Below are 25101 nucleotides of genomic sequence, written 5' to 3'. Positions count from 1 at the left end.
TATTACGGATAGCATACACGTTCTTCGTTATGGCGCGATTCGTGGCGAAAATGGTTGCGAGTGCAACGTATTGAGCCGTGGCGCGGGCATTCCCGCGACGGAACTCGCTGCATCTCGTCGGCACGACGCGGCCCCGAACGTTCTTCGGCGAGCGAGGGTTTCTACTACCCTGCATGCAGCCGGATTCGATACTTAATATTAGAGTCGCTAATGTTTAGCAAAAAAACTAGCAAAATGACGGGTACAAATTAACATGCCTTATATGAGGTATCGCAATGGCAGAACTCTCCCGCCTGGAAATCCGGGCGCTTCAGGTTTTCGAAGCGGTCGCGGCTGAAGGCAGCGTATCCGCGGCGGCATCGCGGCTTGGCGTGACGCAGTCCGCTGTTTCCCAGACGATCGCCCAGATTGAAGAAGTCCTGGGAACGAAGGTGCTGGACCGTAGCCGTCGCCCGATCCGGCTGACTTCTGCGGGAATCGCACTGAGGAGAGACGCGCATTCGGTCGTGGAGGAGATGAACAGGCTGCTCGCGAATGCCCGGGAAGCCGACGCGGCGAATCGCCCCGAAATCAGAATCGGGATGATCGACTCGTATGCGGCCACGGTTGGACCGGCAGTCGTGAAAGAGGCGATTCGCCAGGGGCATCAGGTGGTTTTGTGGGCGGGTCTCGCCTACCGTCACTCGCAGGCCCTTTTGCAGCGGCAACTGGACCTGATCGTGACTTCCGATGCGCTCGAAGATATGGATCGGTTGGTCAGACGTCCGTTATTCAGCGAGCCATTTATGGTTGTTTTGCCCGCGGGGCAAAAGGACAAGATTAAACAAGGCGTCATTGCCGATATTGCGCGCCAGTTGCCTTTGGTACGTTTCAGCACGAGTTCGCACTATGGCGCGTTGACCGAGCGATACCTGAGACGTTGCGGCATTTCGGCAAAGCGTCATCTGGAAATCGATGCGTCGGACGTCGTTTTATCCATGGTCGCCGCCGACCTTGGATGGGCTATCGCTACGCCGCTGGTCCTTCTGCAAAGTCGCGGTTATCTGAAGGACGTGTGCGTGCTGCCGATCAGCGGGCCTGCGCTTACGCGAACCATCTATCAAGTGTCGCGTTCCGGAGAGTATGAAGAAACCGCCGAGTACTTTTATCAGGCTAGTCGGCGGGTACTGGAAAGCACGGTTTTTCCGGAGATTAAAAGTTTGCTCCCCGATACGGGGTTGAAGCTGCAACTCAGTTGATTCGTCGGACACGAACCGCCCGGTTATATCCCTATTGAAAGTAACTCAGTGATGAACATCCAACCATCTTCTCAGGACCGCAGATCGGCTGGCGTATCGCCGGTCTACAAGCACCGCTCCGGCTGGAACGCCATGTTGCCGGAACGGGTCCGGCAGTCGCGGCCCCCGCAGTCGCGGTACGCAACCATCGTCATCGGCGGCGGCTATACCGGTCTTGCAGCCGCCCGGCGTATCGCGGAGTTGCGCCCGGACGAGGCGGTCCTCGTGATCGAGGCGTCGACGATCGGCGAGGGATCGGCGGGGAGGAATTCCGGCTTCATCATCGACCTTCCTCACAATACGAAGATGGGCGGCCACACGAGTCCGCTGGAAGTCGCGCGAAAGCAGATTCGCATGTACGACGCCGGCAAACTGTGGCTCGAACAGTTGGTGCGCGAACACGGCATCGAGTGCGGATGGAATCCGGCCGGTAAATATCATGCCGCCGCAGGCGACAAAGGTGCTGCGAGCTTGCGCGCGGTTCTGAACCAGTACCGGGAGTGGGGCATATCGTTCACCGAGTTCGATCGTGAAGGTTTGAACCAGAAAATTGGGACACCTTATTATCAGTACGGGTTTCATTCCCCCAACAACGTGTTCGTTCAGCCTGCGGCGCTCATTCGAGGCCTGGCGGATTCATTGCCGGCCAACGTAACGATCCGGGAAGACGAAGCGGTATTCGCGCTTGACGACTCGTCGCCATTCGTCGTCAAGACCGCGAACGGCGAGTACACGTCCGATCGCGTCATCATTGCCAACAACGGCTTCGCGAGGCACCTTGGCGTGCTTCGTGATCGTCTTTTTACGATCTTTACGTATGCCGCCGTTACGCCCCGGCTTTCCGACGCGGAACTCGCGAAACTCGGTGATTCGCGCGAATGGGGCGTGATTCCCGCCAACAGGCTCGGCACCACGCTGCGTCGCATTCAGGACGGCAGGCTGATGGTTCGAAGCGCGTATTCGTACGAGCGCGAACAGGCACCGGAGACAACCAGAGCGTTGCTGACGGGTTGCTACAAGCGCCGGTATCCGCAGATGAATTCGCACGAGTTCGAATACATGTGGGGCGGCACGACGGCGCTCACGCGCAACGGCGCTTCTTTCTTTGGCGAACTTCGGCCGGGCCTGTATGCGTCGGTGGGCTGCAACGGCGCCGGTGTTTTGAAAGGAAGCGTGTTTGGAAAGTTGCTGGGCGAGATGGCGATGGGCGTCGGTTCGACCTACCTGACTGACGTACTCGGTTTCGAAGGGCCGACATGGCTGCCGCCCGAGCCCATTCGCAAAGTCGCCGTTACTTCGGCAATCCGGTATCAGGCCGCGGTAGCGGGCCCGGAACGCTAACCCTTTGGAGAAATCAGTGTCGATTCTCGAACGTAGCCGCGTAAGCAAGCGGATGTCACAAGTCACGCGGCATGGAGATGTTCTGTATCTCGCGGGCCAGGTTGCGACCGACGTGGAACAGGACATGGCGGGGCAGACGCGCCAGGTGCTCGCTTGCGTCGACGAATTGCTCAAGGAGCACGGCTCGGATCGCTCCCGCATTCTCTTCTGCCAGATATTCCTCGCGGATATGACGCAGTTCGCCGCGATGAACGCGGTTTGGGACGACTGGGTGATGGCCGGCCATGCGCCTTCCCGAGCGACGGTTGGCGCGGCTTTGGCTTCGCCGAAGAAGTTGATTGAAGTGGTGGTGACGGCGTCGGCGTCCTGAAGGGCGGCGGCGTAAAGTGAATAGAAAGGAGACAGCGTGAACAGACCAATACTCATGGAGGATTTGCCTCTGCGCAGATTTCACCTCCGCGTTGCATTTGCAGGAACGGGTGGCGTATTCAGCGACGGCTTCGTACTCGGTATCGTCGGCATCGCGGTGAGCATTGCCGCCGTACCGCTTCATCTCAGCGCGTTCTGGATGGGCCTGCTCGGCGCCGGCTCGCTGATCGGGCTCTTCCTGGGCAGCCTGATCGCCGGTCCGCTGGCCGACCGGTTCGGACGTCGATGGATATTTAGCTACGACATGGTGCTATTCGTTGTCGTATCCGGCGCTCAATACTTCGCCACCTCGCCGACTCAGCTTTTCATATTCCGGATCGTGCTGGGCGTGATTCTCGGCGCCGATTATGTGGTCGGCAAAGCGCTGATCGTCGAATATGTGCCCCGTCGTTACCGGGGAAGACTGCTCAGCACGCTTTCCATCGCGTGGGCATCGGGTTACGTGAGCGCCTATATCGCCGGGCTCTTGCTGAAAGACGTTGCCCCCGACTCCTGGCGGCTGATGCTCGCGCTGAGCGGCGTGCCGGCGCTTCTGATCTTTCCTTTCCGGCTCGGCATTCCGGAGTCTCCCATCTGGCTGATCAAGAAGGCGCGGGCGGCGGAGGCGGCAAGCATCATCTTGAGGAAATTCGGCGAAAACGTGGCGGCTACGCTGGGCCCGGTCAGCAATGTCGCGAGCGGGCGTGCCGGTTACAGCACGCTGTTCTCGGCGCGGCTGCGGCGCAATACCTTCGTCGGATGCGTTTTCTTCACCTGCCAGGTGATCCCGTATTTCGCGTTGGGGACTTTTACTCCCAAGGTTCTGGAGTCGCTCAATGTCCACAACAATTACCTGGGCGCGGTCGTTTATAACGTCTTGCTCATTGTGGGATCGCTGATCGGTCTCATGATCATCGACCGGATTCCCCGGCGCGTATTTCTGGTTGGTTCGTTTTATCTGTGCGCCGCAATTTTGTTTGCGCTGGCCTCATATAGCCAAAGCACGATCGTCACCATTGTTCTGTTCGGGCTTTTTGCCTGCGTTCTCTCCGGTGCGGCCAATCTGGAGTACGTGTACACGCCGGAACTTTTTCCGACTGAGTTGCGTGCCTCCGGCGTGGGTCTCGTCATTGCATGCAGTCGCCTGGGTTCGGCGGCGGCGACCTTCCTTCTGCCGATCTCGGTTCAGCAGTTCGGGATTCGGGAATCGCTGTTCTTCTGCGTGGGAACGCTGGTTGCCGGCGGCGTAGTCTGTCAACTGTTTGCGCCCGAAACGCGCAATACGGGCTTGATGTCCGAACCGGAGCCGGTGGGCAACGCCGGGCATATCGCACTCAAGGCTCGCGCCGAAAAGCAGTAACCCGAGTGATTCGCCGAGGCGTCCGGTGTCGCTTCAGAGTGACGCCGGCGCCCGGCAGATGCGGCGCTACCCGTTGGTGTCCACCCAGGCGCGCGCCCACGCGAGTCCCGCCTCCTGCGCAGCGTCTTCGGAGTTAAACACATCCAGAACGCCTGAAGCGTCGATGAGTTTGTTGTCCCGGGTCACGGTGCCGCTTCCGGCGTAGCGCTCAGGCGTGAGAATGTCCGCCTGCTGCGCGATAGCGTGGCCCCACAAAACGTATCCCTTGTAGGTCTCTCTTTCCATATATTGTCCAAACGGAGAGGCGTGCCCAACTCACTCACCGGCCCAATTCGGAGCCGCGTTGCGAATGGGTCAGAAAGAGACAGTAATGTTTCTTACGGCTGGGCGCAAAGTAATTCGGCGCCGAACGTTGTATTCGTCGTCCGATGTGGCATAGTGGAAAAAATTATCTCATCAAGGGAAAAACCACGAATGGCTACGCTCCAATCAATTCAGGCAAAAATCGCAAAGCTCCAGGCTCAGGCTGAATCGTTGGCGTCAACGAAATCGACGGCGGTACTCGAAAAGATCCGCGGCTTGATGGACAAGCATGCCGTGACACTGGCCGATATTGAATCATTCGTCGGCAAGCGGCGCGGCCGCAAACCGGGAACGACCGTTGCAAAGAAGCCGGGCTCGCCGGCCGCGAAGTATCTCGATCCGAAAACGGGTGCGACCTGGACCGGCCGGGGCCGTGCTCCCGCGTGGATTGCCAGTGTGAAGGACCGAAGCAGGTTCCTGATTACAGGCGCTGCAGGCGCGTCGCCGAAGTCGGCTGGCGCGGTGAAAACGCCCAAGGCAGGCAACTATGTGCGCGGACCGCAGCCGCCGAAATATCGCGACCCGAAAACCGGCGCGACGTGGTCCGGTCGTGGCACCGCACCGGCCTGGCTCGCAGGCGCGCGCGACCGGTCGAAGTTTTTGATCGAAAAGACCGAGGCTGCGGCGAAGACGGCCAAGGCGCCGGCAGCGAAGAAGGCCGCTGCAAAAAAGAGCACGGCAACCCGGAAGGTTGCTGCGAAGAAGGCAGCGCCGGCACGCAAGACCGCTCCGAAGAGCAGTGCGGTAGCGCGGAAAGTCCGTGCGCCGAAGTCCGCGGTGAAGTCGGCGGCGCCGGTTGAAAGCGCGGCGCCTCAGGCGGCTCCGGAGGTGGCGAGCACGGCCGCTGCGGCTTGAGGGTCGACGGCGCCGGTTGAATCTGTCCCGACTTGCAACATCTGGCAACACGAGTGGTAACATTTGTTGTCACCCACTGCCCGAGCGACGCATGCCAGACAGTTTCGACCAGCTCGCCGCGCTGATCCGCGCGCGCTTTTCCGACCTGAGTCCGCAGTTCCAGACCGGCGCGGCTTTCCTGCTCGACCATCCCGACGAAGTGGCCGTCTCGTCCATGCGCAAGGTGGCCGAGCGGGCCAACGTGCAGCCCGCTTCGCTCGTGCGGCTTTCCCAGCAACTGGGCTTTCCGGGCTGGAACGAACTGCGGGACCTGTTCGTGGCGCGGGTGCGCACGCGGCCGGAGCCGCTTTCCTCGCGGGCGCGCTCGCTCGTCGCGGGCAGCGCGAAAGACGGCCTCGCGCGCGATCTGCTCGTGGCGCAACAGCACAATCTGGAGGCGAGCGCCGCGCACAACACGCGATCGATGGTCGAGGCGGCGCGCGTGTTGCGCCGCGCGAAGCATGTGCACGTGGCGGGCTTTCGCTCGTGCTATGCGGTGGCGTTCGGGCTCGTCTACGGTTATCGCCTGTTCCGGCCTTCGGTTTCCTTGCTGGGCGGCGAGGCGGGTACGCTGGAAATGCAGTTGCTCGGCATCGAGCGTGACAGCGCAACGATTGTTGTCAGTTTCGCGCCGTACTCGGTCGAGGCCGTGCGCGTGGCCGAAGCCGCGCTCGCCAAGGGCAGCCGCCTGATCGCGATTACCGATAGCGCTGTTTCGCCCATCGCGCTGAACGCCGACAAGGCGCTGATCTTCACGCACGAAAGCCCGTCGTTTTTCCCCTCGCTCGTGGCGGCGACGGCGCTGGCCGAATCGCTCGTCGCCCATCTGCTTGCGCTCGAAGGCTCGGGCGCGATCGCCCAGCTCGAACAGGCCGAGCGGTCGCTGAACGCACGCGGCGCTTACGTGCCCTAAGGGCTGCCCTAAGTTCCCCGGGCGCGTTGCCCCGGCATTTACGCTCTATTTCACGCTAGCTGTTCCGCTTAGCTGTTCCCCTCGAAGATGCCGTTGCGAAACCGCATGCGGCCTTGTCTCGCCCAGATTCATTTCATTTGTTGTTATATATATTTAAATTGACAACATATGTTGTTGGGGCGTATAAAGCGCACTATGGGATGACCGATAGTGGTCGCGAAGCGAGAAAACCTATGCAGGAACTGAATATCCTCCGGGGGCCGGCCATCCGGGGGCCGGCCATCCGTGTGACGGGCTCGCCCGAGGCAATCGGGCAACAACTCGGCGCGCACGTGAAGCCGATCTTTGCCGACTACATGGCGCAAAGCCGCGCCTGGGAGGCGGTGAGCCGTTGGCGCGGCAGCGCATTCGCGCGGCAATTGCGCGCCGCAGCGGTACGGCATTTCCCGGCCTATGTCGCGGAAATCGACGCCATGGCGCAGGCGCTGGACTGGTCCGCGGACGACCTGTTTCTCTGGAATTGCCGCGGCGAGTTGATCCACAACGCGCCGGACGGCTGCACGACGCTGGCCGCGCGCACGTCTGCCGCAGGCCTCATTGCGCACAACGAAGACGGCGACCCGTGGCTGCATGGCCGCTGCAGCGTGGTCGAGGTCGAACCCGAAGGAAAACCCGGTTTCGTGAGCTTCTGCTATCCGGGCTCGCTTCCGGGCCACACCTTCGCGGCCACGCGCGCGGGCCTGGCGCAAGCGATCAACAACGTGCGCATCCGCGAGCCGCGCGCGGGTGTGCCGCGCATGATTCTCGCGCGCGCCGTGCTCGATTGCGCGACGCTCGAAGAAGCCCTCGCGTTGCTGCGCGACACGCCGCGCGCGAGCGGTTTCCACCACACGATCGGCGGGACCGACGCCGCGGGCGAGGTGCGCGTGTACAGCGTCGAAGCGACCGCGCAGCGCGCTTCAGTGCTCGAAGTGGGTAAGCCTTCGGGGCACGCGAATCACCTCATTCACGCGGGCTGCGAGCGTGAGCCGCAAATCGTCACCGATTCGTCGCGCGATCGCCAGATCCGCCTCGCCGAACTGCTGCCCGCGCTCGGCGCGCAGCCCGACGGTGCGTCCTTCGTGCAGGCATTGCAAGATCGCGCGGACGCCGGCCTGCCGATTTTCCGCGACGACCCGCACGACCCCGACGACGAAAACACGCTCGCCACGGCCTGCATGCGAATCGAACCGCGCGGCGTGGCGTTCGGCGTCTGGCAGGGCGCAGCGCAGGTGCTCGACCTCTTTATCGATTCGAACGCGCGTCATGCAAACGGCGCGGCACGCTAATCATTCACGGACTTCATCGAGGACACATATGACCAAGGTGTTTCATCGGACGCCGAAGCAAAACCTGCCCGTCGCAGTGGCAGGCGAGGGCATCGAAATCGTCGATTCCACGGGCAAGCGCTACATCGACGCAAGCGGGGGCGCCGCCGTCTCGTGCCTCGGCCACAGCAACCAGCGCGTGATCGACGCCATCAAACGTCAGGCGCAGCAACTGCCGTACGCGCACACCTCGTTCTTCACGACCGAGGCCTCGGAGCAGCTCGCCGATCACCTGATCGCCGCCGCGCCCGAGGGGCTCGACCACGTGTACTTCGTGTCTGGCGGCTCGGAGGCGATCGAGGCCGCGCTCAAGCTCGCGCGCCAGTATTTCGTCGAGAAGGGCGAACTGGCTCGCCGCCATTTCATCGCGCGCCGCCAGAGCTATCACGGCAACACGCTCGGCGCGCTCGCGATAGGCGGCAACGCGTGGCGGCGCGAACCGTTCCTGCCGATCCTGATCGAATCGCATCATGTGAGTCCGTGCTACGCGTACCGCGAGCGCCACGAGGGCGAAACCGACGAGGCCTACGCGCAGCGCCTCGCCGACGAACTCGAACAGAAGATTCTCGAACTCGGCCCGGACACGGTCGCGGCGTTCGTCGCGGAGACCGTGGTGGGCGCAACGGCCGGCGCGGTGCCCCCCGTGCGCGAGTATTTCCGCAAGATCCGCGCAGTGTGCGACCGCTACGGCGTGCTGCTGATCCTCGACGAGATCATGTCGGGCATGGGGCGCACGGGCTATTTGTTCGCCTGCGAAGAAGACGGCGTTTCGCCCGACCTGCTGACGATCGCCAAGGGCCTCGGCGCCGGCTACCAGCCGATCGGCGCGACGCTTGTGAGCCGGCGCATCTACGAGACGATCGTGGGCGGCAGCGGCTACTTCCAGCACGGTCACACTTATATCGGCCACGCCACGGCGTGCGCGGCGGCACTCGAAGTACAACGCGTGATCGCCGAAGAAAAGCTGCTCGACAACGTGCTCGCGCGCGGCGAGCAACTGCGTGCGCGTCTGCGTGAGCGTTACGCGGACCATCCGTACGTGGGCGACGTGCGCGGCCGCGGCCTGTTCGTGGGCGTCGAACTGGTGAAGGACCGCGCCACGAAGGCCACCTTCGACCCGGCGCTCAAGCTGCACGCGGCGATCAAGCGCGAGGCGTTCGCGCGCGGCCTGATGGTTTATCCGATGGGCGGCACGGTGGATGGCCGCAACGGCGATCATGTGCTGCTGGCGCCGCCGTTCATTTGCACGGCGCAGAACATCGACGCGATCGTCGAGCGGCTCGCGGCAGCGGTCGACGGTGCGCTCGACGCGACAGGCGTGGCGCGTCCCGCATAAGCTTCGCCGTATGTGATTGATGTGCAACTAACTGTCCGCCGCTGACGCCGATCGCAAACGCGGCGACCGCAAGCAGTCGCGCGCGGACAGCCATGAACCGTAACGGAGTCCAACGATGACGCAAAATCCGACCTCGCGGCTTCCCGCATTCGACGCGGCTCAAGCGTCGCCAGAGCAGAAGGCCGTGCTGGACGAGATCCTTTCCGGTCCGCGCGGCAACCTGAACGGACCGTTTCTCGGCTGGATCCACAGCCCGGAACTGGCGCAGCATGCACAGCGCCTCGGCGCATTCTGCCGATACCAGACCGGCCTCTCGCTACGCCACTCGGAACTGGCGATTCTCGTCACGGCCGCGCGCTGGCAAGCACAGGCCGAGTGGTACATCCACTATCCCATCGCGCTTAAGGCGGGCGTGCCCGCGGCGCTGGCCGAGCAGATCCGCACCGGCGCCATCCCTCAGTTCGATGAGCCTGACGACGCGCTGATCTACGCGTTCACGACCGAGCTATATGACTCGAAGCGTGTTTCCGACGCGACCTACACGCGTGCTGTCGAGCGCTTTGGCCACGAAACCACGATCAACCTGGTCGGGTTGCTTGGTTACTACGCGCTTGTCGCCATGACGCTCAACGTCTTCGGTATGCGCGCCGAGGGCCAGGCGACATTGCCGTTCGCGGAATAAGTGCGCGGCCAGACCGCGCTGTGCATACGCGAGCCCCATCCGGTTTTGCCGGTTGGGGCTTTTTTGCGCCGCAGTGCAATTCCATTTAGATGACAGCGGTATTTCAACCGCATAATTCCTATAACCGCTCGGCTAAAACGTGAAAATCATTGCCACGAGGCGTGCGCACGGTCGCAGCAAAATTAATCGAACGACTGGTTTTTTTGTTGGAGAAAACGTTTCCACTTCTGCCGCGCATTTTTGCCGGTAATCGTTAAAGCGGAAGCTGGCTTGCTTTTACTGCGGTTGCAGCGCGTCATTTTCAGCAATGGCGCGAAATAATATGACTGTTCAGGAGAGGAAGCGTTTCCGGTAGCTTTTCCCGGCGCGGACGGCTTTCCGCGTAAATTGTGCGGGCCGCGATTAAGCGGAAGTTCCGGAATGCATCGAATAACAGGGTTTTCAGCAGGTATTATGGAAATCACTTGCGCGCATTAATTGCAGTTGTTAGTCTTGCCAAACTTATTAATGCCCGCCTCATTCTCATTATCGAAAGGGCGGCAGGCGCCAGGGCGCTAACCACCGTTTTTTCTCTGTGCGACTTTTTCAACGGGGAACATCATGCTTGATACGACCATCGACGTAGCCGAAAAGCCACTCGCTGCCATGGCCGGAATTGGCGACGTTGTCACCCTGAAATCGGGAGGTCCGCGCATGACCGTCATGTATGCCGGCCCGGTTGGCTTTGCCAGCGGCCACTGGCTGATTTGCCAGTGGTTCGACGAACACGGCGAACTGCGCCAGGACATGTTCGCCCAGGACATGGTGCAGATCGAACCGCGTTCGATTCCGGCGGCATTCGTCAAGATGCGCAGTCCGGCTGGCGGAAAAGCCATCGGCGGGATCTGAAGCGCCGATCCTGGCAGAGCTGCGGGCGCGCCACGCGCCGCAGACATGCCGGACACACACGAACTAGCGGCCGGGCCAAAGCGCCCGGCCGTTTGCTTTATCGCTGGCCTTCAGCAGCGATGCGCACCGCGAGCCCGGCCAGCACCGTGCCCATGAGCCAGCGCTGAAGCTTGAGCCAGCCCGGCCGCTCGCCCAGAAACGTCGCAATCGTGCCCGCCGTCATGGCAACGGCGGCGTTCACGCTGATCGAAAGCGCGATTTGCACGCTGCCGAGCACGATGGACTGGGTGAGCACACTGCCGTGATGCGGGTCGATGAACTGCGGCAGCAGCGACAAATACAGAATGGCGATTTTCGGGTTCAGCAGATTCGTGACGAAGCCCATGAGAAAGAGCTTGCGCGGACGATCGGCGGGCAGATCGCGCACCTGGAAAGGCGAGCGGCCGCCTGGCTTGAGCGTCTGCCACGCGAGCCAGAACAGATAGAGCGCGCCGCCCAGGCGCAGCGCATCGTAAGCGAAGGGCACGGCCATGAGCAACGCGGTAATGCCGAATGCGGCGCACAGCATGTAGAACACGAAACCGAGCGCGACGCCGCCCAGCGAGATCAGCCCTGCCTTGCGGCCCTGGCAGATCGAGCGCGAGATCAGATAGATCATGTTGGGTCCGGGCGTGAGCGCCATGCCGAGCGCGACGGCGGCAAAGGCGAGCAGCGGGGCGGCGTGTGGCATGACGGGGCTCCGTGTGAAATGTGACTGATGTGACTGGCAGGAGTGGAGATTATTTCATGCGAAGGCGGCGCGTGCGCGCCATGACCCGCGACGTTAGCCGGACGGACAAGTCGAGGCGGCCTCAATGCGAGGAGCGCTTTTGCTCGGCGGCGCGCGTTTCGCGTGCGTGGACCCGATCGTCGAGCCGGCGCGAGAAGAGCAGCATGCCCAACCGGCGGCTGCGAGCTTTGGTCTGCCCGCCGAGATCCTTGGGCGGATTCGGTTGAAGCGCCCAGAAGAGCGCCAGCAGCCAGCCGAGCAAGGTCCAGCCGAGCACGGCGTTGAATACCGCGATGACCAGCAGGTCATGACGCCGGCGCCTGTCGGCGATCAGCGCGGGGAGAAAGTAGAGCGCGACCACCGCTGCGAGAACGACGATCTCGAAGACGGAACGGCTCACCATATTTCATTCTCCAGAAAAAAGGGCGGCATATGACTGATTCATCATTGTCGCGCGGATTGGCCGTTAGCGCACGCCATGCCTTGGCCGAACGGCCAACGGTGAACGCGAGGGGTGTCGGCTGGCGGGGGTTCGGGTCTATCATCGGGTTTTTCATCGCAGGGAACTGACATCATGATTTCCGACCCGTCCGAGGCCACCCGTCAACTCGACCACGAAGCATTGCGCGTCTTCGTCGAACGTAAATGGCATGACGAGATCGTGCCCGCCTTGACCGACTACATCGCGGTTCCCGCCAAGAGTCCGGCGTTCGACCCGCAGTGGGAGCAGCACGGCTATCTGGAGCGTGTCGTGCAGGAGGCCGCGAAGTGGGCGGAGCAGCAGCCGGTGCGCGGGCTGAAGCTGGAGATCGTGCGCCTGCCCGGTCGCACGCCGGTGATCTTTTTCGAGGCGCCCGCCACGCGCTCCGGCAGCAGCGAGACCGTCGTGCTCTACGGCCACCTCGACAAGCAGCCGGAATTCGCGGGCTGGCGCAACGACCTCGGTCCCTGGACGCCGAAGCTCGAAGACGGTCGCCTTTACGGTCGCGGCGGCGCGGACGACGGTTACGCGATCTACGCGAGCGTCACGGCGCTCGCCGCGCTCGACGCGCAAGGTATCGAGCGTCCGCGCTGCGTGGGTCTCATCGAAACCTGCGAGGAGTCAGGCAGTTACGACCTGCTGCCGTATGTCGATGCGCTGCGCGAGCGGCTCGGGAACGTCGGTCTCGTCGTTTGTCTCGACTCTGGCGCGGGCAACTACGACCAGCTTTGGCTCACCACGTCGCTGCGCGGGCTCGTGGCGGGCGATCTCGAAGTCGAAGTGCTGGAGGAGGGCATTCATTCGGGCTCTTACGGCGGGATTGCGCCTTCCAGCTTTCGCGTGATGCGGCAGCTCTTCGAGCGTCTCGAAGACGCAGCGAGCGGCACGCTGCTGCCCAAGGGCTTTCATTGCGCGATTCCTTCGCAGCGTTTGAGCGAAGCCGAAGCCACGGCGAAGATCCTTGGAGAAAACGTCTGGAAGAGTATGCCGTGGGCGTGCGGCCAGGACGGCCGGCGCGTGCTGCCTACCACCACGGACCCGCAACAGGCGTTGCTCGATTCCACGTGGCGGCCCTCGCTTTCGGTGACGGGCGCGGCGGGCCTGCCCGCACTCGCCGACGCCGGCAACGTGCTGCGGCCGCGCACGGCGTTCAAACTCTCGCTGCGTTTGCCGCCGCTGGTCGAGGCATCGAAGGCCGTGGCGGAACTGAAGGCGTTGCTCGAACTCGATCCGCCTTATAACGCAAAGGTCACCTTCAGGCCGGACGCGGGCGCGGCCAACGGCTGGAGCGCGCCGGAACTCGCGCCGTGGCTCACCGAAGCGCTCAACGCCGCCTCGCGCACGCATTTTGGCGCGGACTGTGCGTATCTCGGTCAGGGCGGCACGATACCGCTCATGAACGTGCTGCAGGCGGGCTTTCCCAAGTCGCAATTCATGGTGTGCGGGGTGCTGGGCCCGAAGTCCAACGCACACGGGCCGAACGAGTTCCTGCACGTGCCCTATGCGAAGAAACTCACGGCCACGGTGGCCGAAGTGATCGCCGCGGCGCCGTGAGTCTTTCGTGAGTTTTTATGGGCGATGAAGGACGTGCGCGCCGTCTGCGGGCGGCGCGTCTTGCGCCGCGTGCCCGTCGCCATGGCATGAGCAGCTTTCATCATCGATGGGCTGTTCAAGGCTCTTCATGATTCCGCATTCGGCGCTGCTGCGCTGATAGGCATGGCAACTCTCGCGCAGCGTGCGCAATTGCTGCTCAAGTACGCGCATCGATTCGATCTGCTGATGAATGCGCTCGATCTGGCTGTCGATCAGTTCGTTGACTTCGTCGCAGGGCTGGCTCGGGTCGGCCTGGAAGCGGCGCAGCATGCGGATGTCCGCGAGCCCGATGCCCAGCGACCGGCAATGGCGGATGAAGTTGAGTTGCGCCGCGTGCACGGCCGTGTAGCTGCGGTACCCGTTGGTTTCGCGCGCAGGCTCGTCCAGCAGGCCCTCGCGCTCGTAAAAGCGCACCGTTTCCACGTCGCAGTGCGCGAGGCGCGCCAGTTCACCGATTCTCATGGTCGCGGTTCTCCCGAATGACTTGACCCTGTAGTGGCTACAGGCTGTTCAATGATTGTGTCACTTTCGGGAGAAACCGGCTATGAACCGGAGTTACTTGTCGCGGCTCGGCATTGCGCAGCGCCTGCGCGCGCGTGAAGAGGAGGGGGCCGGGGGCGGCGCTCACGCGGCTGGCGGCCACGAGCATAACCACGAGCACGGCGAGTGCGGCAGCAGCGTGGCCGCCGTCGATCCCCAAGCCGTAGCCGGGCAGCAATGTCACACGCACGGACCGGCCTGCTGTCATGACGGCGCGCAGTCGCAAACCCCACGCCGCACTGCACCGCCGCCAGACGGTACGCGCCGCGCGCGCTGGCGCATCGAAAACATGGATTGCCCGACCGAGGAGCGTCTGATCCGCAACCGGCTCGAACCCATGCCGGGCGTCGTGCGCCTCGACTTCGATCTGCTGGCGCGCGAGCTGACCGTGCATCACCGGCTCGACAATACCCAGTCCGTGGTCGCCGCGCTGCGTGCGCTCGACATGGCGCCGCGCGAGCTGGACGACAGCGCGTTCGCGCAAACCGCGCCGCCGGCGGCCGTTGGCCTTGCGCTGCGACAGAAGCTGCTGCTGGCGGCGAGCGGCGTGGCAGCCGTCGGCGCGGAAGTGCTCGCATGGACCACGGGCCAGGAAACCAGCGTGGCGGTATTCGCCTGCGCGGTCGTCTCGATCCTGTGCGCGGGGTTGCCCACGCTGCGCAAAGGCTGGATCGCGCTGCGCAATTTCACGATCAACATTTACTTCCTGATGTCGCTCGCGTTGATCGGCGCCGTTGCGATCGGCAAGTGGCCCGAAGCGGCGATGGTGGTTTTCCTGTTCGCGCTCGCGGAGGAAATCGAGGCGCTTTCGCTCGAACGCGCCCGTCAGGCCATCCGCGCGCTCACCGCGCTCGCGCCGGAAACGGCGGAGGTGTGGCAGGCCGGCGAGAGTGCGCCCGAGCAAGGCGAATGGCGCGAGTACGCGGTGGGCGATGTGGCTGTCGGCAGCCGCATTCGCGTGCGCACCGGGCAGCGCGTGCCACTCGACGCGCGCGTGGTCGCCGGCCGCGCCGCGCTCGATCAGGCGCCGATCACGGGCGAGAGCCTGCCTGTCGACAAGGAGGCCGGCGCTGCGCTGTATGCGGGCAGTATCGTCGTCGATGGCGTGGTCGAGGCGCTCGTCACCGCGGCCGCGCAGGACAGCACGCTCGCGCGCATCGCCGCTGCCGTGCAGCAAGCGCAGGCGCAACGCGCGCCCACGCAGCGTTTCGTCGACGAGTTCGCGCGCTACTACACGCCCGCCGTGGTCGTGCTCGCTGTCGTCATCGCGCTTGCCGGGCCGCTCGTGTTCGGCGGCGCGTGGAGCGCGTGGCTCTACAAGGCGCTCGTGCTGCTCGTGATCGCTTGCCCGTGCGCGCTTGTCGTTTCGACGCCGGTGACGGTCGTGAGCGGCCTCGCCGCCGCGGCGCGCCACGGCATGCTCGTGAAGGGCGGCGTGTGGCTCGAGCGCGGCCGGCTGCTCAAGGCCGTCGCGCTCGACAAGACCGGCACCCTCACGCGGGGCGAGCCTGTCCTGACCGACGCGCTTGCGGCGCCGCTCGTCCGGGCGGCGGCCACCGTAGGCGCGCCCGGCGACGCGCAACTTTCTGCCGAAGAGGCGCTGCGCATCGCCGCGAGCCTGGACGATGCAAGCACGCACCCCGTCGCGCGTGCGGTGGTCGAAGGCTGGCGGGCGCGTCAGCCGGATGCACGCCTGCTCGCGGTCGATCAGTTCGTGGTGCTAAACGGTCGCGGCGTGCAAGGCCGCATCGACGGTACGCTCTGGAGCCTTGGCAATCATCGGCTGGTCGAGGAGCTGGATTTGTGCTCGCCCGAACTCGAAGCACAGCTTGCGACGCTGGAGCAGGCGGGCAAGACGGCGATCGTGCTGTGCGCGCCGCAGGAGGCGGTTGCCGTATTCGCCGTGGCCGACGCGCTGCGCGCGCAGAGCGCGCCTGCGGTGCAGGCCTTGCGTGCGCTTGGCGTCGCGCCCGTCATGCTGACCGGCGACAACGCATCGACCGCGCGCGCGATTGCCGATCAACTCGGCATCGACGACGCGCGCGGCAATCTGCTGCCGCAGGACAAGCAGGACGCGGTCGCCGCGCTCTCGCAACAGTACGGCATGGCGGCGATGGTCGGCGACGGCGTGAACGATGCGCCCGCGCTCGCGCGCGCCGACATCGGCTTCGCGATGGGCGCGGCGGGCACCGCGACCGCGCTCGAAACGGCCGACGTCGCGATCATGGACGACGACCCGCGCAAGATCGCCGCGTTTATCGGCCTGTCACGCAAGACGGCGGCCGTGCTCAAGCAGAACATCGCGCTGGCGCTCGGCATCAAGGCCGTGTTTCTCGTGCTTGCGATGGCCGGCGAAGCCACGCTCTGGATGGCGGTGTTCGCCGATGTCGGCGCGAGCCTGCTCGTGGTGGCGAACGGTCTGCGCGTGCGCCGGCATTTCGACGTTAGGCGTAAATCTTCCGCAGCGACAGCTTAACGCAACTAACAGCCAAGCTCGCCCGCCGACGTCGAACGCGCCTCACCAGGGTCTGGCGAGGCGCGCGCGAAGCTCGGCGCGCGTGCTTTCGTCGAACTCGCCGAGAAAGCCGAAGCGGCCTGCTATCAGGGTCGCGACCGGCACGCCGTCGCGGAACACGATGCGGTTGCCGGCGAGCGCCGGCACCTTCTCGCCGGGCAACAGCGTGCCGAGGAGATTGAGCGGATCGGCGGCGCTCACGCAGACGAGCGCCGCGCCGTCGCCTTGCGCCGGTCCGCGCCGCCGCACCTCGCGCAGCAGCGCCACGGCTTCGGGCAATGCGAACTGTTCGCCCGAAATGCCGGTCACGAAGCGGCCGCCGCGCACCTCGCCGCGTGCCTCCATGCGATGCAACACGCGCAGCAGATCGCGCCAGGGCGGCAACCACGCTGCCTCACGTCCCAGCAGATGCCAACTGACCACGCCGTAACGGCGCAGCAGCACATTGGCGACGTGTTCCAGCAGTTCCGGGTCGGCGGGTGGGCGGCGCGACGCGCTGGCGGTCGTCTGTCTTGCGTGCGCAAGCGCTTGCGAGCGCGTACCTGGCGCAACACGGGTATTCGACGCGGCCGATTCCGTCGAGACCAGCGCCTGCATATCGCCGGCGACCGCAAGCGGCTCGTCCGCTGATTCGTCGGCCAACGCACGGGCCAACGCACCAGTCAACTGCACGCGCCGCAGCGTCGCCCAGCGCCCCGCGTCGGCCATGCCGCCCGCGAGCGCGCCGAAGCCGCGCGCCCGGCGTCTGCTGTGATGCGCGTTGCGCTGCGCCGCCGGCCTCACGAGGGCGCGCAGCCCCGCAAAGCTGTCCGCATTCACGAGGCCAGCGGCCACCAGCTCGCCAAGCGCGTTCTCCAGCTCGACGCCGAGCAGATGCGCATCGGCGGCCAGTTCGTCGAAGAACATCGCGCCGTGCCGCAACAGCGCTTCGTACACACGCTGGGCGCGCGCCGAAAGCCCCGCAGTGTCGGGCGATTCGACCAGCGCCATCCAGCGCGTGAGTTCGCGGCGCGTGAGGAGCACGACTGGCGTGCTGCGCACCGTTGAACCGGCTGCCGCTCGCGCCGGCAGTCTTGCCCACGCGAGGCGCCCCGAGCGGCACAGCTCGTCGAGCAGCATCGGCGTGTAATCGTCGATGCGCGCGGGCAGGATTTCGTCCTCCCACGCGAGCGCCGAAGCTTCCCAGCCTTCGAGCTGGTCGAGCACGGCGGCGAGCGCATCGCGGCCCGAGCCGCGCATGCCGGGCGCCACGCGCTGCCACTCGAAGAGGAAGCGCATGAAGTCGTGACGCTCGACCGGCTCGATCTCGCGCCGGAGCTTGCGCACCGTGTAGCGGTGGATGCGCGCGAGCAGATGGCGCTCGCACCATTCCTCCTGGCCGCCGCTCATCGCTTGCTGCGTGAAGCGTCCGCGCATCACGGTGCCTTCGGCTTCGAGGCTCGTGAGCGCGAGCGCGACCACGCTGGCCTCCAGCGCGAGCGGCCGCGCCACCTGCGCGACCGTGAGCGGCCCGAAGCCCGACAGCCGCGCGCGCACGATTTCCACGAGCGCCGCGTCCTCGGTCCACGCGTTCGCGTATTCGGGCGGCGGCGTGAGCGGCGGTTCGCACTTCGCCTGCGGGTAGATGGCCCGCACGCACGCAAGCCGCTCGATGCCGACCCACAGCGCGTCGTGTTCCGCGTCGTTCGCCGCGACCGGCAGCCGCGTAGCGCGTCCCGCCGCCGCCAGATCGGCGAGCCATGCGAGCCACTGCGGCTCCTGTTGCGCCTCGCTTTCGGCCAGCGCGCCGAGGCTCGTGAGCGCGTCGTGCATTTCGTCGGCGTCGCGCACTTGCGGCCAGGCTTCCTCGCGCACGCTTGCGATGGCTTCCGGGTCCAGCGCCCCGAGGTCGTCGGTGGATTCGGGATCGCTCCAGCGGCGCGACAGCACCGCCTGCGTGCGGCGTTCCTCTATCGGCGCATCGTCGAGATACGCGTAAGGACGCGCGGTGAGGATTTCGGCCGCGAGCGGCGAGGGCGAGGGCAACTCGCGCACCACGAGCGTTAGCTTGCCCGCTTCGATGCGGCGCAGAAGCGCGAGCCATGCTTCGGTATCCATAGCATCGTGCAGGCAGTCGTCGAGCGTCTGGTCGACGAGCGGATGGCGCGGCACTTCGCGCTCGCCCGCGATGTTCTCGAAGCACGCCGCCTGGTCCGGGAACACGGCCGCCAGGAGGTCTTCGCTGCGCATACGCTGGATTTGCGGCGGCGTCTTGCGGCCGCTGGTCTGACGCGGCAACGCGAGCGACGTGGTCGCGTTCCAGCGCCAGCGCACGCCGAAGAGCGGCGCGTCGAGCAGCGCCTGCACGAGCAGATGCTCCGCGGAATTCGAATGCAGATAGCGCCACACCTCGTCCAGCGCGAAACTGTGCGCGCCCGTGAGCGAGAGGATGATGGCGTCCTCGGTCGCGGCCGCCTGCAGTTCGAAATTGAACTGGCGGCAAAAACGCTTGCGCAGCGCCAGGCCCCACGCGCGGTTCAAACGGCTGCCGAACGGTGTGTGGATCACGAGCTGCGTGCCGCCCGCTTCGTCGAAGAAACGCTCCATGACGAGCGTGTCCTGCGTGGGCAGCACCGTGAGCGCGGCGCGGGCGCGCGCGAGGTATTCGACGATCTGGCGCGCGGCGGCGTCGTCCATTTCGAGCGCGGCGGCGAGCGCGGCGGTGGCGCGATCGACCACCGGGGGCGATGCGGTATCGTCGTCCGCCCTGGTGCCTGTGCCCGCATCGATCAACGCGGCTTCGACCTGCTTGCGCAGCCGCGAGATCGCGAGCGAAAGCTCGTCGCTGCGCCCCGGCGCCTCGCCCAGCCAGAAGGGGATGTTGGGCGGCTGCCCCTGGGCGTCTTCCACGCGCACGCGGCCCGCCTCGATGCGCAGAATCCGGTACGAGGCGTTGCCGAGCTGGAACACGTCGCCCGCGAGGCTTTCGACGGCGAAGTCCTCGTTGACGGTGCCGATCTGCACGCTTTGCGGCTCCAGCAGCACGGAGTAGTCGGCGTTGTCGGGGATCGTGCCGCCCGAAGTCAAGGCGACGAGCCGCGCTCCGCGCCGCGCGCGCAGCGTGCGGCTCACCACGTCGCGATGCAGATACGCCGCGCGCGGCCCGTGCCGGCTCGTGTAGCCTTCGGCGAGCATGCGCAGCACGGCGTCGAACTGCGCGCGTTCGAGCGCGGCCCACGGCGTGGCGCGCCGCACGAGCGCGTAGAGCGCGTCTTCCTCCCAGGCCTCGCAGGCCACTTCCGCGACGATCTGCTGCGCGAGCACGTCGAGCGGCGCGTGCTGCGGCGTGAGGCGATCGAGTTCGCCGCGCCGCACGCTGTCGAGTAGCGCCGCGCACTCGATCAGGTCGTCGCGCGAAGTGGGAAAGAGCCGCCCCTTCGGCACGCCGCCGACATGGTGGCCCGAGCGGCCCACGCGCTGGAGAAAGGCTGCGATCGAACGCGGGGAGCCGATCTGGCACACGAGATCGACGTCGCCGATGTCGATGCCCAGTTCCAGCGAGGCCGTGGCCACGAGCACGCGCAGATCGCCGCTCTTGAGCCGCTGCTCGGCGAGAAAGCGATGTTCGCGCGCAAGGCTGCCGTGGTGCGCGGCCACGGCCTGCGCGCCCAGACGGTCGGTGAGATGGCGCGCCACGCGCTCGGCCATGCGGCGCGTGTTGACGAACACGAGCGTCGTGCGGTGCATGGCGACGAGTTCGGCCATGCGGTCGTACACGCGCTCCCACACGTCGTTCGCCATGATGGCTTCGAGCGGCACCGGCGGTATTTCTATCGCGAGGTCGCGCGTGCGCGTGTGGCCCACGTCGACGATCTCGCAGGCGGGCGGTTTCGCCTGCGGATCGTGCGCCGCCTCGCCCATGCCCACCAGAAAGCGCGCGACGGTTTCGATCGGCTTTTGCGTGGCCGAAAGCCCTATGCGCAGCAGCGGCGCGCCGCACAGCGCGTCGAGCCGTTCGAGACTCAGCGCGAGATGGCCGCCGCGCTTGTTACCCGCGAGCGCGTGAATCTCGTCGACGATCACGCTGCGCGCGCTCGCCAGCATGCGGCGGCCCGATTCGGAGCCGAGCAGCACGTAAAGCGATTCGGGCGTCGTCACGAGAATATGCGGCGCGCGCTTTCTGAGCGCGGCGCGTTCGGGTTGCGGCGTGTCGCCGGTGCGCACCGCGCTGCGGATTTCGACCGGCGGCAGGCCGAGCCGCGCGAGTTCCGCCGCGATGCCTTCGAGCGGCCGTTCGAGATTGAGCCGAATGTCGTTGGAGAGCGCTTTGAGCGGCGACACGTAGATGACGAGTGTCGTGTCGGGCAGCGCGCCGCCGTTTGCGAGGCCTTCTCGCACGAGTTCGTCGAGCGCCGCGAGAAAGGCGGTGAGCGTCTTGCCCGAGCCCGTCGGGGCGGCCACCAGCGTCGCGCGCCGGCTCGCGATGAGCGGCCATGCGGCGCGCTGCGCGGCGGTGGGCGCGTCGAAGCTGCGCCGGAACCAGCCGGCGACGGCCGGATGGAAGCGCGCGAGCGCGTCGCCTTCCGCGCCGGCGCGATTGGCGGCGGCTTGCGGGGCGTGCGGATCGGATACGGGCGGAGACGATGTCATGCGCGTGGTCGGGCGAATCGTGGTCGTGCGGATAGCAGGCAGCAGCAAAAAGGGGACTGCGGCATCTGCCAGTCTCGCAGCTTTCGTGCGCGCCTGCCTGGCGCGGGCCGGGAAGCCGCGTGGGCGTCGCAGCGCGCAGGTAATGCATGTACGGCCGGACTGCGGCGTTTCAAGCCATGGCGGCCGCCCGGCAGGCGCGGCGCGAACGCAGTATCCTCGCCGCGTTGCACTTTCCCTCGACCCACGACGGAGTCACACCATGCGCTACAACACACTGGGCCGCACCGGCCTGCTCGTTTCGGAACTGTGCCTCGGCACCATGACCTTCGGCGGCGGCGCAGGCATCTGGAACCAGATCGGCGATCTCCAGCAGTCCGACGCCGAACGTCTCGTCGGCCGCGCGCTGGATGCCGGCATCAATTTCATCGATACCGCCGATATCTACTCGCAAGGCGTTTCCGAGCAGATCACCGGTCAGGCGCTCAAGAATCTCAAGGTCTCGCGCGAGCAGGTGGTGATCGCGACCAAAGTGTTCGGCGAAATGGGCTCGTCGCCGAACCAGCGCGGCGCCACGCGCTATCACATCATGGATGGCGTGAAGGCGAGCCTGAAGCGCCTGCAGCTCGATCACATCGACCTTTATCAGATTCATGCCTTCGATCCCGTCACGCCCATCGAGGAGACGGTGCGCGCGCTCGATGCGCTCGTGCAGCAGGGGCACGTGCGTTACGTGGGGGTGTCGAACTGGGCGGCGTGGCAGATTGTGAAGGCGCTCGGCATCGCGCAGCGCGAAGGGCTCGCGCGCTTCGAATCGTTGCAGGCGTATTACACGATCGCGGGGCGCGATCTCGAACGCGAAATCGTGCCGATGCTGGAAAGCGAAGGCCTCGGCTTGATGGTCTGGAGTCCGCTCGCGGGCGGACTCTTGAGCGGCAAGTACGGGCGCGATCAGCAGGGAGAAGCGGGCAGCCGCCGCACGACCTTCGATTTTCCGCCCGTGAACCGCGAGCGCGCGTGGGACTGCATCGACGCCATGCGGCCGATCGCGCAGGCCAAGGGCGCTTCGGTCGCGCAGATCGCGCTTGCGTGGCTGCTGCATCAGAAGGCCGTGACATCGGTCATCGTTGGCGCGAAACGCGTGGACCAGCTCGACGACAACATTGCCGCGACGAAGGTGAAGCTCAGTGTCAAAGAGTTAGGTGTGCTGGGCGAGGCTAGCGGTTTGCCGGCCGAGTATCCGGGCTGGATGCTCGCGCGTCAGGGCGACCAACGGCTTGCGCAGCTCAGGGAAAAAGAGGAATAAGGGGCGGAAATGAAGCGCGCCGGCGGGAGGACCCGCCGGCGCGATGAAGCTTGAAACTTGACTGAACGTTTACGGCGGTCGATTAGCTGGCTGCCGAGACCTTCAGATGGTTCTTAACCGAGGTCACACCCGAGACGCCTTCCACGACCTGCTTGGCGTTGTCGCGGTCTTCGGCGCTCGGCACAGTGCCGGTGAGCGAAACCACGCCGTTATGCGTCTTCACGTGGATGTGCTCGGACTTCACATTCTTCGCGCCCAGCAACTCGGCCTTGACCTTGGTCGTGATCGTGGCGTCGTCGACGTGCTGGCCCACCGATTCCGAACTGCCCGAGGGCGCGGAATTCGTCGTGGTCTGCGCACCGGCCAGCAGTGCGAACGTCATGCAAGCGGCGCCGGCCGCGGTCTTGAGGATGAGGATGCGCTTCATGGATACTCCCTTTCTGGTTGTGGTCCCGACTCCTGAGCAAGGTGCGTGCCTCGCCCCGTCCCCGCTCGCACTCCGCGCCGTTGAAAGCCGGCTGGAAGCCGCCGGAATCGCCTCGGGCGCGGGCTCGCAGCCCCTTCGCGCGGCAACGTTTTTCGGCGCTTGCCTGCGCAACAATTTTTTCCGCACCCTTGTAAAAATCTCCACGGCGGGGTCGGAAAACAAGCGGGCGCGGGGGCGCGTGCAAGCGCCGATCCCGTTTCAAAACAGGGTGTTGTAAAAGCTGGCATGGCTGTTGCATAGGGTGAGCCACCACTCAATTAAACAAACCGGGATTGCCATGCCTTCCATCGCGTTACACGCGCGCCAACATCTGGCGCTCACGCCGCGTCTTCAGCAGGCGGTGAGGCTGCTGCAACTGTCGTCGCTGGAATTTCAGCAGGAGCTGCGCGAAGCGCTCGATACCAATCCGTTCCTCGAATATGTGCCGGGCGCCTCGGAGGCCGGTGAGGCCGCCGAAGGGGCCGGTGGCGCAGCGGGCATCGGCTCCGCGGCGGCGCCCGTGGCCGAAGCCCCGGCCATGGCAACCGAAGGCGGGGGCGAAGCCGGTCTCGACGGTGGCATGGGCCAGGACGCTTCGCCTTATGGCGACACGTCGTATGCCGAAGGCGGCTACGGCGACGAAGGTTCCGGCTACACCGCCGAGATGCCGATGGCCGGCGCCTTGCGTACGTCGAGCTATCGCGGCGGCGAAGACGGCGACTCCGAAGCTTCCGACTGGGTGCGCGTGCCGGTCACGCTGCGCGAACAGTTGCATGAGGCGCTGCGCCTCTCGCCGCTCGACGATCTCGACCGCATCGCGGCGCAGGTCGTGATCGAGGCGCTCGACGACGATGGCTATCTGCGTCAGGACCTGGCCGATCTCGCCGACGAGGAGGGCGAGGGCGACACGCTCGACGAGGACCGCCTGCGTGTCGCGCTGCGCGTGGTGCAGACGCTCGATCGCCCCGGCATCGGCGCCCGTTCGCTCTCCGAATGCCTCGCGCTGCAACTCAACGCAATGCCTCACGACACGCCGCATCGCGAACTGGCGATGCAGATCGTCACCCAGCATCTCGAACGCCTCGCGCGCCGCGAACACGGCGAGCTGCAGCGTCAACTGGGCTGCGACGCCGCGTCGCTGCAGGCCGCGAGCGCACTGGTGCGCCGCCTCGATCCGAAGCCGGGCAACCACTATGGCCGCGCCGACGGCGGCTACGTGATTCCCGACGTGATCGTGCGTCAGGTGCGCGGCAAATGGGTGGTGAGCGTGAACCCGGCCATCGAGCCGCGCGCGCGCATTCACAAACTCTATGCGGAGATGTTCGCGCGCTCGGACCAGACGAGCCGTTCGCCGCTCGCGCAACAGTTGCAGGAAGCGCGCTGGCTGATCCGCAACGCGCACAAGCGCTGCGAGACGATCCTGCGCGTGGGCGAGTGCATCGTCGCACGTCAGAAGGCGTTCTTCCAGTACGGCGAAATTGCGCTGCGGCCCATGCTCCTGCGCGACGTCGCCGACGAACTGGGCCTGCACGAATCGACCGTTTCGCGTGCCACGGGCAACAAGTACATGGCTACGCCGCGCGGCATCTTCGAGTTCAAGCGCTTCTTCCCGCGCGAACTGGAGACGCGCACGGGCGGCACGTGTTCGGCGGCTGCGGTGCGTGCGCTCATCAAGGAAATGATCGACGCCGAAGATCCGCGCGACCCGCTTTCCGACGTCATCCTCACGCAGGAACTCGAAAAGCAGGGCGTGCAGGTGGCGCGGCGTACGGTGACGAAATACCGGCAAATGATGAAGCTGCCGGCAGCGGAAATGCGTCGCCAGATTTAAGGCGTACGGATTGCGCGGTTTTATCCGCGAAAAAAGCGGGGGGAGGTCAGCGGCGCGTGACCGGCGTAATGCGACGTGAGGCAGAGAGTGCCACCACCACGTTGCGTTACGCGCGCTGCTTCAATCGCTGCTTCGATGCATGTGC

Annotated in this window: 21 protein-coding genes; 15 read left to right on the top strand and 6 right to left on the bottom strand. The window is 65.3% G+C overall.

Going from position 1 to position 25101, the window contains the following annotated elements:
- Positions 1–275: 275 nt before the first annotated feature.
- The 4 genes from U5768_RS22440 to U5768_RS22425 are packed head-to-tail and all read left to right on the top strand — an operon-like array spanning position 276 to position 4386.
- The gene (locus U5768_RS22440; protein WP_322032585.1) at positions 276–1238 is read left to right on the top strand and encodes a LysR family transcriptional regulator; all 963 of its coding nucleotides are present in this window, start codon (positions 276–278) and stop codon (positions 1236–1238) included.
- 51 nt (positions 1239–1289) lie between these two features.
- The gene (locus U5768_RS22435; RefSeq protein ID WP_322032693.1) at positions 1290–2618 is read left to right on the top strand and encodes an FAD-dependent oxidoreductase; all 1329 of its coding nucleotides are present in this window, start codon (positions 1290–1292) and stop codon (positions 2616–2618) included.
- A gap of 52 nt (positions 2619–2670) precedes the next feature.
- Positions 2671–2988, top strand: coding sequence for a RidA family protein (locus tag U5768_RS22430; RefSeq protein WP_322032692.1), 318 nt, complete (start codon positions 2671–2673; stop codon positions 2986–2988).
- A 36-nt stretch (positions 2989–3024) separates the two neighbouring features.
- Positions 3025–4386, top strand: a complete 1362-nt coding sequence (locus tag U5768_RS22425) for an MFS transporter (protein WP_322032584.1) — start codon at positions 3025–3027, stop codon at positions 4384–4386.
- Positions 4387–4452: 66 nt separating this feature from the next.
- Here U5768_RS22425 and U5768_RS22420 read toward each other — a convergent pair whose 3' ends face one another.
- Complete coding sequence (locus tag U5768_RS22420; RefSeq protein ID WP_322032583.1) at positions 4453–4671, bottom strand: hypothetical protein; 219 nt, start codon at positions 4669–4671, stop codon at positions 4453–4455.
- A gap of 189 nt (positions 4672–4860) precedes the next feature.
- On the opposite strand from U5768_RS22420, the gene U5768_RS22415 reads away from it, so the two are divergent.
- The 6 genes from U5768_RS22415 (at position 4861) to U5768_RS22390 (ending at position 10829) form a co-directional block, all read left to right on the top strand.
- On the top strand, positions 4861–5604 hold the full coding sequence (locus U5768_RS22415) for an H-NS family nucleoid-associated regulatory protein (RefSeq protein ID WP_322032582.1): 744 nt from the start codon (positions 4861–4863) through the stop codon (positions 5602–5604).
- 91 nt (positions 5605–5695) lie between these two features.
- Positions 5696–6556, top strand: coding sequence for a MurR/RpiR family transcriptional regulator (locus U5768_RS22410; RefSeq protein ID WP_322032581.1), 861 nt, complete (start codon positions 5696–5698; stop codon positions 6554–6556).
- A 233-nt stretch (positions 6557–6789) separates the two neighbouring features.
- On the top strand, positions 6790–7884 hold the full coding sequence (locus U5768_RS22405; RefSeq protein WP_322032580.1) for a C45 family peptidase: 1095 nt from the start codon (positions 6790–6792) through the stop codon (positions 7882–7884).
- Between the two features lie 28 nt (positions 7885–7912).
- Positions 7913–9259 carry an aspartate aminotransferase family protein gene (locus tag U5768_RS22400; protein ID WP_322032579.1) on the top strand — a complete coding sequence of 449 codons (1347 nt, stop codon included), beginning with the start codon at positions 7913–7915 and terminating at the stop codon, positions 9257–9259.
- 115 nt (positions 9260–9374) lie between these two features.
- Positions 9375–9941 carry a carboxymuconolactone decarboxylase family protein gene (locus U5768_RS22395; RefSeq protein ID WP_322032578.1) on the top strand — a complete coding sequence of 189 codons (567 nt, stop codon included), beginning with the start codon at positions 9375–9377 and terminating at the stop codon, positions 9939–9941.
- 600 nt (positions 9942–10541) lie between these two features.
- A complete protein-coding gene (locus U5768_RS22390; RefSeq protein ID WP_322032577.1) occupies positions 10542–10829 on the top strand; it encodes a YodC family protein in 288 nt (95 codons plus the stop codon).
- Positions 10830–10926: 97 nt separating this feature from the next.
- Here U5768_RS22390 and U5768_RS22385 read toward each other — a convergent pair whose 3' ends face one another.
- Together U5768_RS22385 and U5768_RS22380 are read right to left on the bottom strand one after the other, a co-directional pair.
- The gene (locus U5768_RS22385) at positions 10927–11559 is read right to left on the bottom strand and encodes a LysE family translocator (protein WP_322032576.1); all 633 of its coding nucleotides are present in this window, start codon (positions 11557–11559) and stop codon (positions 10927–10929) included.
- Between the two features lie 121 nt (positions 11560–11680).
- On the bottom strand, positions 11681–12001 hold the full coding sequence (locus U5768_RS22380) for a superinfection immunity protein (RefSeq protein WP_322032575.1): 321 nt from the start codon (positions 11999–12001) through the stop codon (positions 11681–11683).
- 171 nt (positions 12002–12172) lie between these two features.
- Between U5768_RS22380 and U5768_RS22375 the strand changes: the two genes are divergently transcribed.
- The gene (locus tag U5768_RS22375; protein ID WP_322032574.1) at positions 12173–13633 is read left to right on the top strand and encodes a M20 family metallopeptidase; all 1461 of its coding nucleotides are present in this window, start codon (positions 12173–12175) and stop codon (positions 13631–13633) included.
- 15 nt (positions 13634–13648) lie between these two features.
- Here the strand turns inward: U5768_RS22375 and U5768_RS22370 are convergent, their stop codons facing one another.
- Positions 13649–14134: a Cd(II)/Pb(II)-responsive transcriptional regulator gene (locus tag U5768_RS22370; RefSeq protein WP_322032573.1), complete on the bottom strand. Its 486-nt coding sequence runs from the start codon at positions 14132–14134 to the stop codon at positions 13649–13651.
- Positions 14135–14216: 82 nt separating this feature from the next.
- Between U5768_RS22370 and U5768_RS22365 the strand changes: the two genes are divergently transcribed.
- Complete coding sequence (locus U5768_RS22365) at positions 14217–16688, top strand: heavy metal translocating P-type ATPase (protein WP_322032572.1); 2472 nt, start codon at positions 14217–14219, stop codon at positions 16686–16688.
- A 42-nt stretch (positions 16689–16730) separates the two neighbouring features.
- On the opposite strand, the gene U5768_RS22360 is transcribed toward U5768_RS22365, so the two are convergent.
- Entirely contained in the window at positions 16731–21356 is a 4626-nt protein-coding gene (locus U5768_RS22360) for a DEAD/DEAH box helicase (protein WP_322032571.1), read from the bottom strand.
- A 259-nt stretch (positions 21357–21615) separates the two neighbouring features.
- Here U5768_RS22360 and U5768_RS22355 point away from each other — a divergent pair, with 259 nt between their 5' ends.
- Complete coding sequence (locus U5768_RS22355; protein ID WP_322032570.1) at positions 21616–22659, top strand: aldo/keto reductase; 1044 nt, start codon at positions 21616–21618, stop codon at positions 22657–22659.
- Between the two features lie 82 nt (positions 22660–22741).
- Here the strand turns inward: U5768_RS22355 and U5768_RS22350 are convergent, their stop codons facing one another.
- Positions 22742–23086 (bottom strand): BON domain-containing protein, encoded by a 345-nt coding sequence (locus U5768_RS22350; RefSeq protein ID WP_322032569.1) that lies wholly within the window; start codon positions 23084–23086, stop codon positions 22742–22744.
- On the opposite strand from U5768_RS22350, the gene U5768_RS22345 reads away from it, so the two are divergent.
- Together U5768_RS22345 and U5768_RS22340 are read left to right on the top strand one after the other, a co-directional pair.
- Positions 23085–23363 (top strand): hypothetical protein, encoded by a 279-nt coding sequence (locus U5768_RS22345; RefSeq protein WP_322032568.1) that lies wholly within the window; start codon positions 23085–23087, stop codon positions 23361–23363. The two genes, U5768_RS22350 and U5768_RS22345, sit on opposite strands and share 2 nt — an antisense overlap.
- A 60-nt stretch (positions 23364–23423) precedes the next feature.
- Positions 23424–24956, top strand: coding sequence for an RNA polymerase factor sigma-54 (locus U5768_RS22340; RefSeq protein ID WP_322032567.1), 1533 nt, complete (start codon positions 23424–23426; stop codon positions 24954–24956).
- Positions 24957–25101: the final 145 nt, after the last annotated feature.

The sequence above is a fragment of the Paraburkholderia sp. J76 genome (genome assembly GCF_905220295.1).
Classification (GTDB): Bacteria; Pseudomonadota; Gammaproteobacteria; order Burkholderiales; family Burkholderiaceae; genus Paraburkholderia.
The sequence above is the reverse complement of the archived record's forward strand: the minus strand, read 5'-3'. Positions and strand labels throughout refer to the sequence as shown.

Coding starts and splice junctions, on each gene's coding strand:
- U5768_RS22370 (WP_322032573.1), bottom strand. CDS start 14,134: ATGAGAATCGGTGAACTGGCGCGCCTCGCGCACTGCGACGTGGAAACG.
- U5768_RS22440 (WP_322032585.1), top strand. CDS start 276: ATGGCAGAACTCTCCCGCCTGGAAATCCGGGCGCTTCAGGTTTTCGAA.
- U5768_RS22415 (WP_322032582.1), top strand. CDS start 4,861: ATGGCTACGCTCCAATCAATTCAGGCAAAAATCGCAAAGCTCCAGGCT.
- U5768_RS22355 (WP_322032570.1), top strand. CDS start 21,616: ATGCGCTACAACACACTGGGCCGCACCGGCCTGCTCGTTTCGGAACTG.
- U5768_RS22395 (WP_322032578.1), top strand. CDS start 9,375: ATGACGCAAAATCCGACCTCGCGGCTTCCCGCATTCGACGCGGCTCAA.
- U5768_RS22430 (WP_322032692.1), top strand. CDS start 2,671: ATGTCACAAGTCACGCGGCATGGAGATGTTCTGTATCTCGCGGGCCAG.
- U5768_RS22350 (WP_322032569.1), bottom strand. CDS start 23,086: ATGAAGCGCATCCTCATCCTCAAGACCGCGGCCGGCGCCGCTTGCATG.
- U5768_RS22405 (WP_322032580.1), top strand. CDS start 6,790: ATGCAGGAACTGAATATCCTCCGGGGGCCGGCCATCCGGGGGCCGGCC.
- U5768_RS22390 (WP_322032577.1), top strand. CDS start 10,542: ATGCTTGATACGACCATCGACGTAGCCGAAAAGCCACTCGCTGCCATG.
- U5768_RS22380 (WP_322032575.1), bottom strand. CDS start 12,001: ATGGTGAGCCGTTCCGTCTTCGAGATCGTCGTTCTCGCAGCGGTGGTC.
- U5768_RS22420 (WP_322032583.1), bottom strand. CDS start 4,671: ATGGAAAGAGAGACCTACAAGGGATACGTTTTGTGGGGCCACGCTATC.
- U5768_RS22410 (WP_322032581.1), top strand. CDS start 5,696: ATGCCAGACAGTTTCGACCAGCTCGCCGCGCTGATCCGCGCGCGCTTT.
- U5768_RS22385 (WP_322032576.1), bottom strand. CDS start 11,559: ATGCCACACGCCGCCCCGCTGCTCGCCTTTGCCGCCGTCGCGCTCGGC.
- U5768_RS22400 (WP_322032579.1), top strand. CDS start 7,913: ATGACCAAGGTGTTTCATCGGACGCCGAAGCAAAACCTGCCCGTCGCA.
- U5768_RS22345 (WP_322032568.1), top strand. CDS start 23,085: ATGGATACTCCCTTTCTGGTTGTGGTCCCGACTCCTGAGCAAGGTGCG.
- U5768_RS22365 (WP_322032572.1), top strand. CDS start 14,217: ATGAACCGGAGTTACTTGTCGCGGCTCGGCATTGCGCAGCGCCTGCGC.
- U5768_RS22340 (WP_322032567.1), top strand. CDS start 23,424: ATGCCTTCCATCGCGTTACACGCGCGCCAACATCTGGCGCTCACGCCG.
- U5768_RS22360 (WP_322032571.1), bottom strand. CDS start 21,356: ATGACATCGTCTCCGCCCGTATCCGATCCGCACGCCCCGCAAGCCGCC.
- U5768_RS22375 (WP_322032574.1), top strand. CDS start 12,173: ATGATTTCCGACCCGTCCGAGGCCACCCGTCAACTCGACCACGAAGCA.
- U5768_RS22435 (WP_322032693.1), top strand. CDS start 1,290: ATGAACATCCAACCATCTTCTCAGGACCGCAGATCGGCTGGCGTATCG.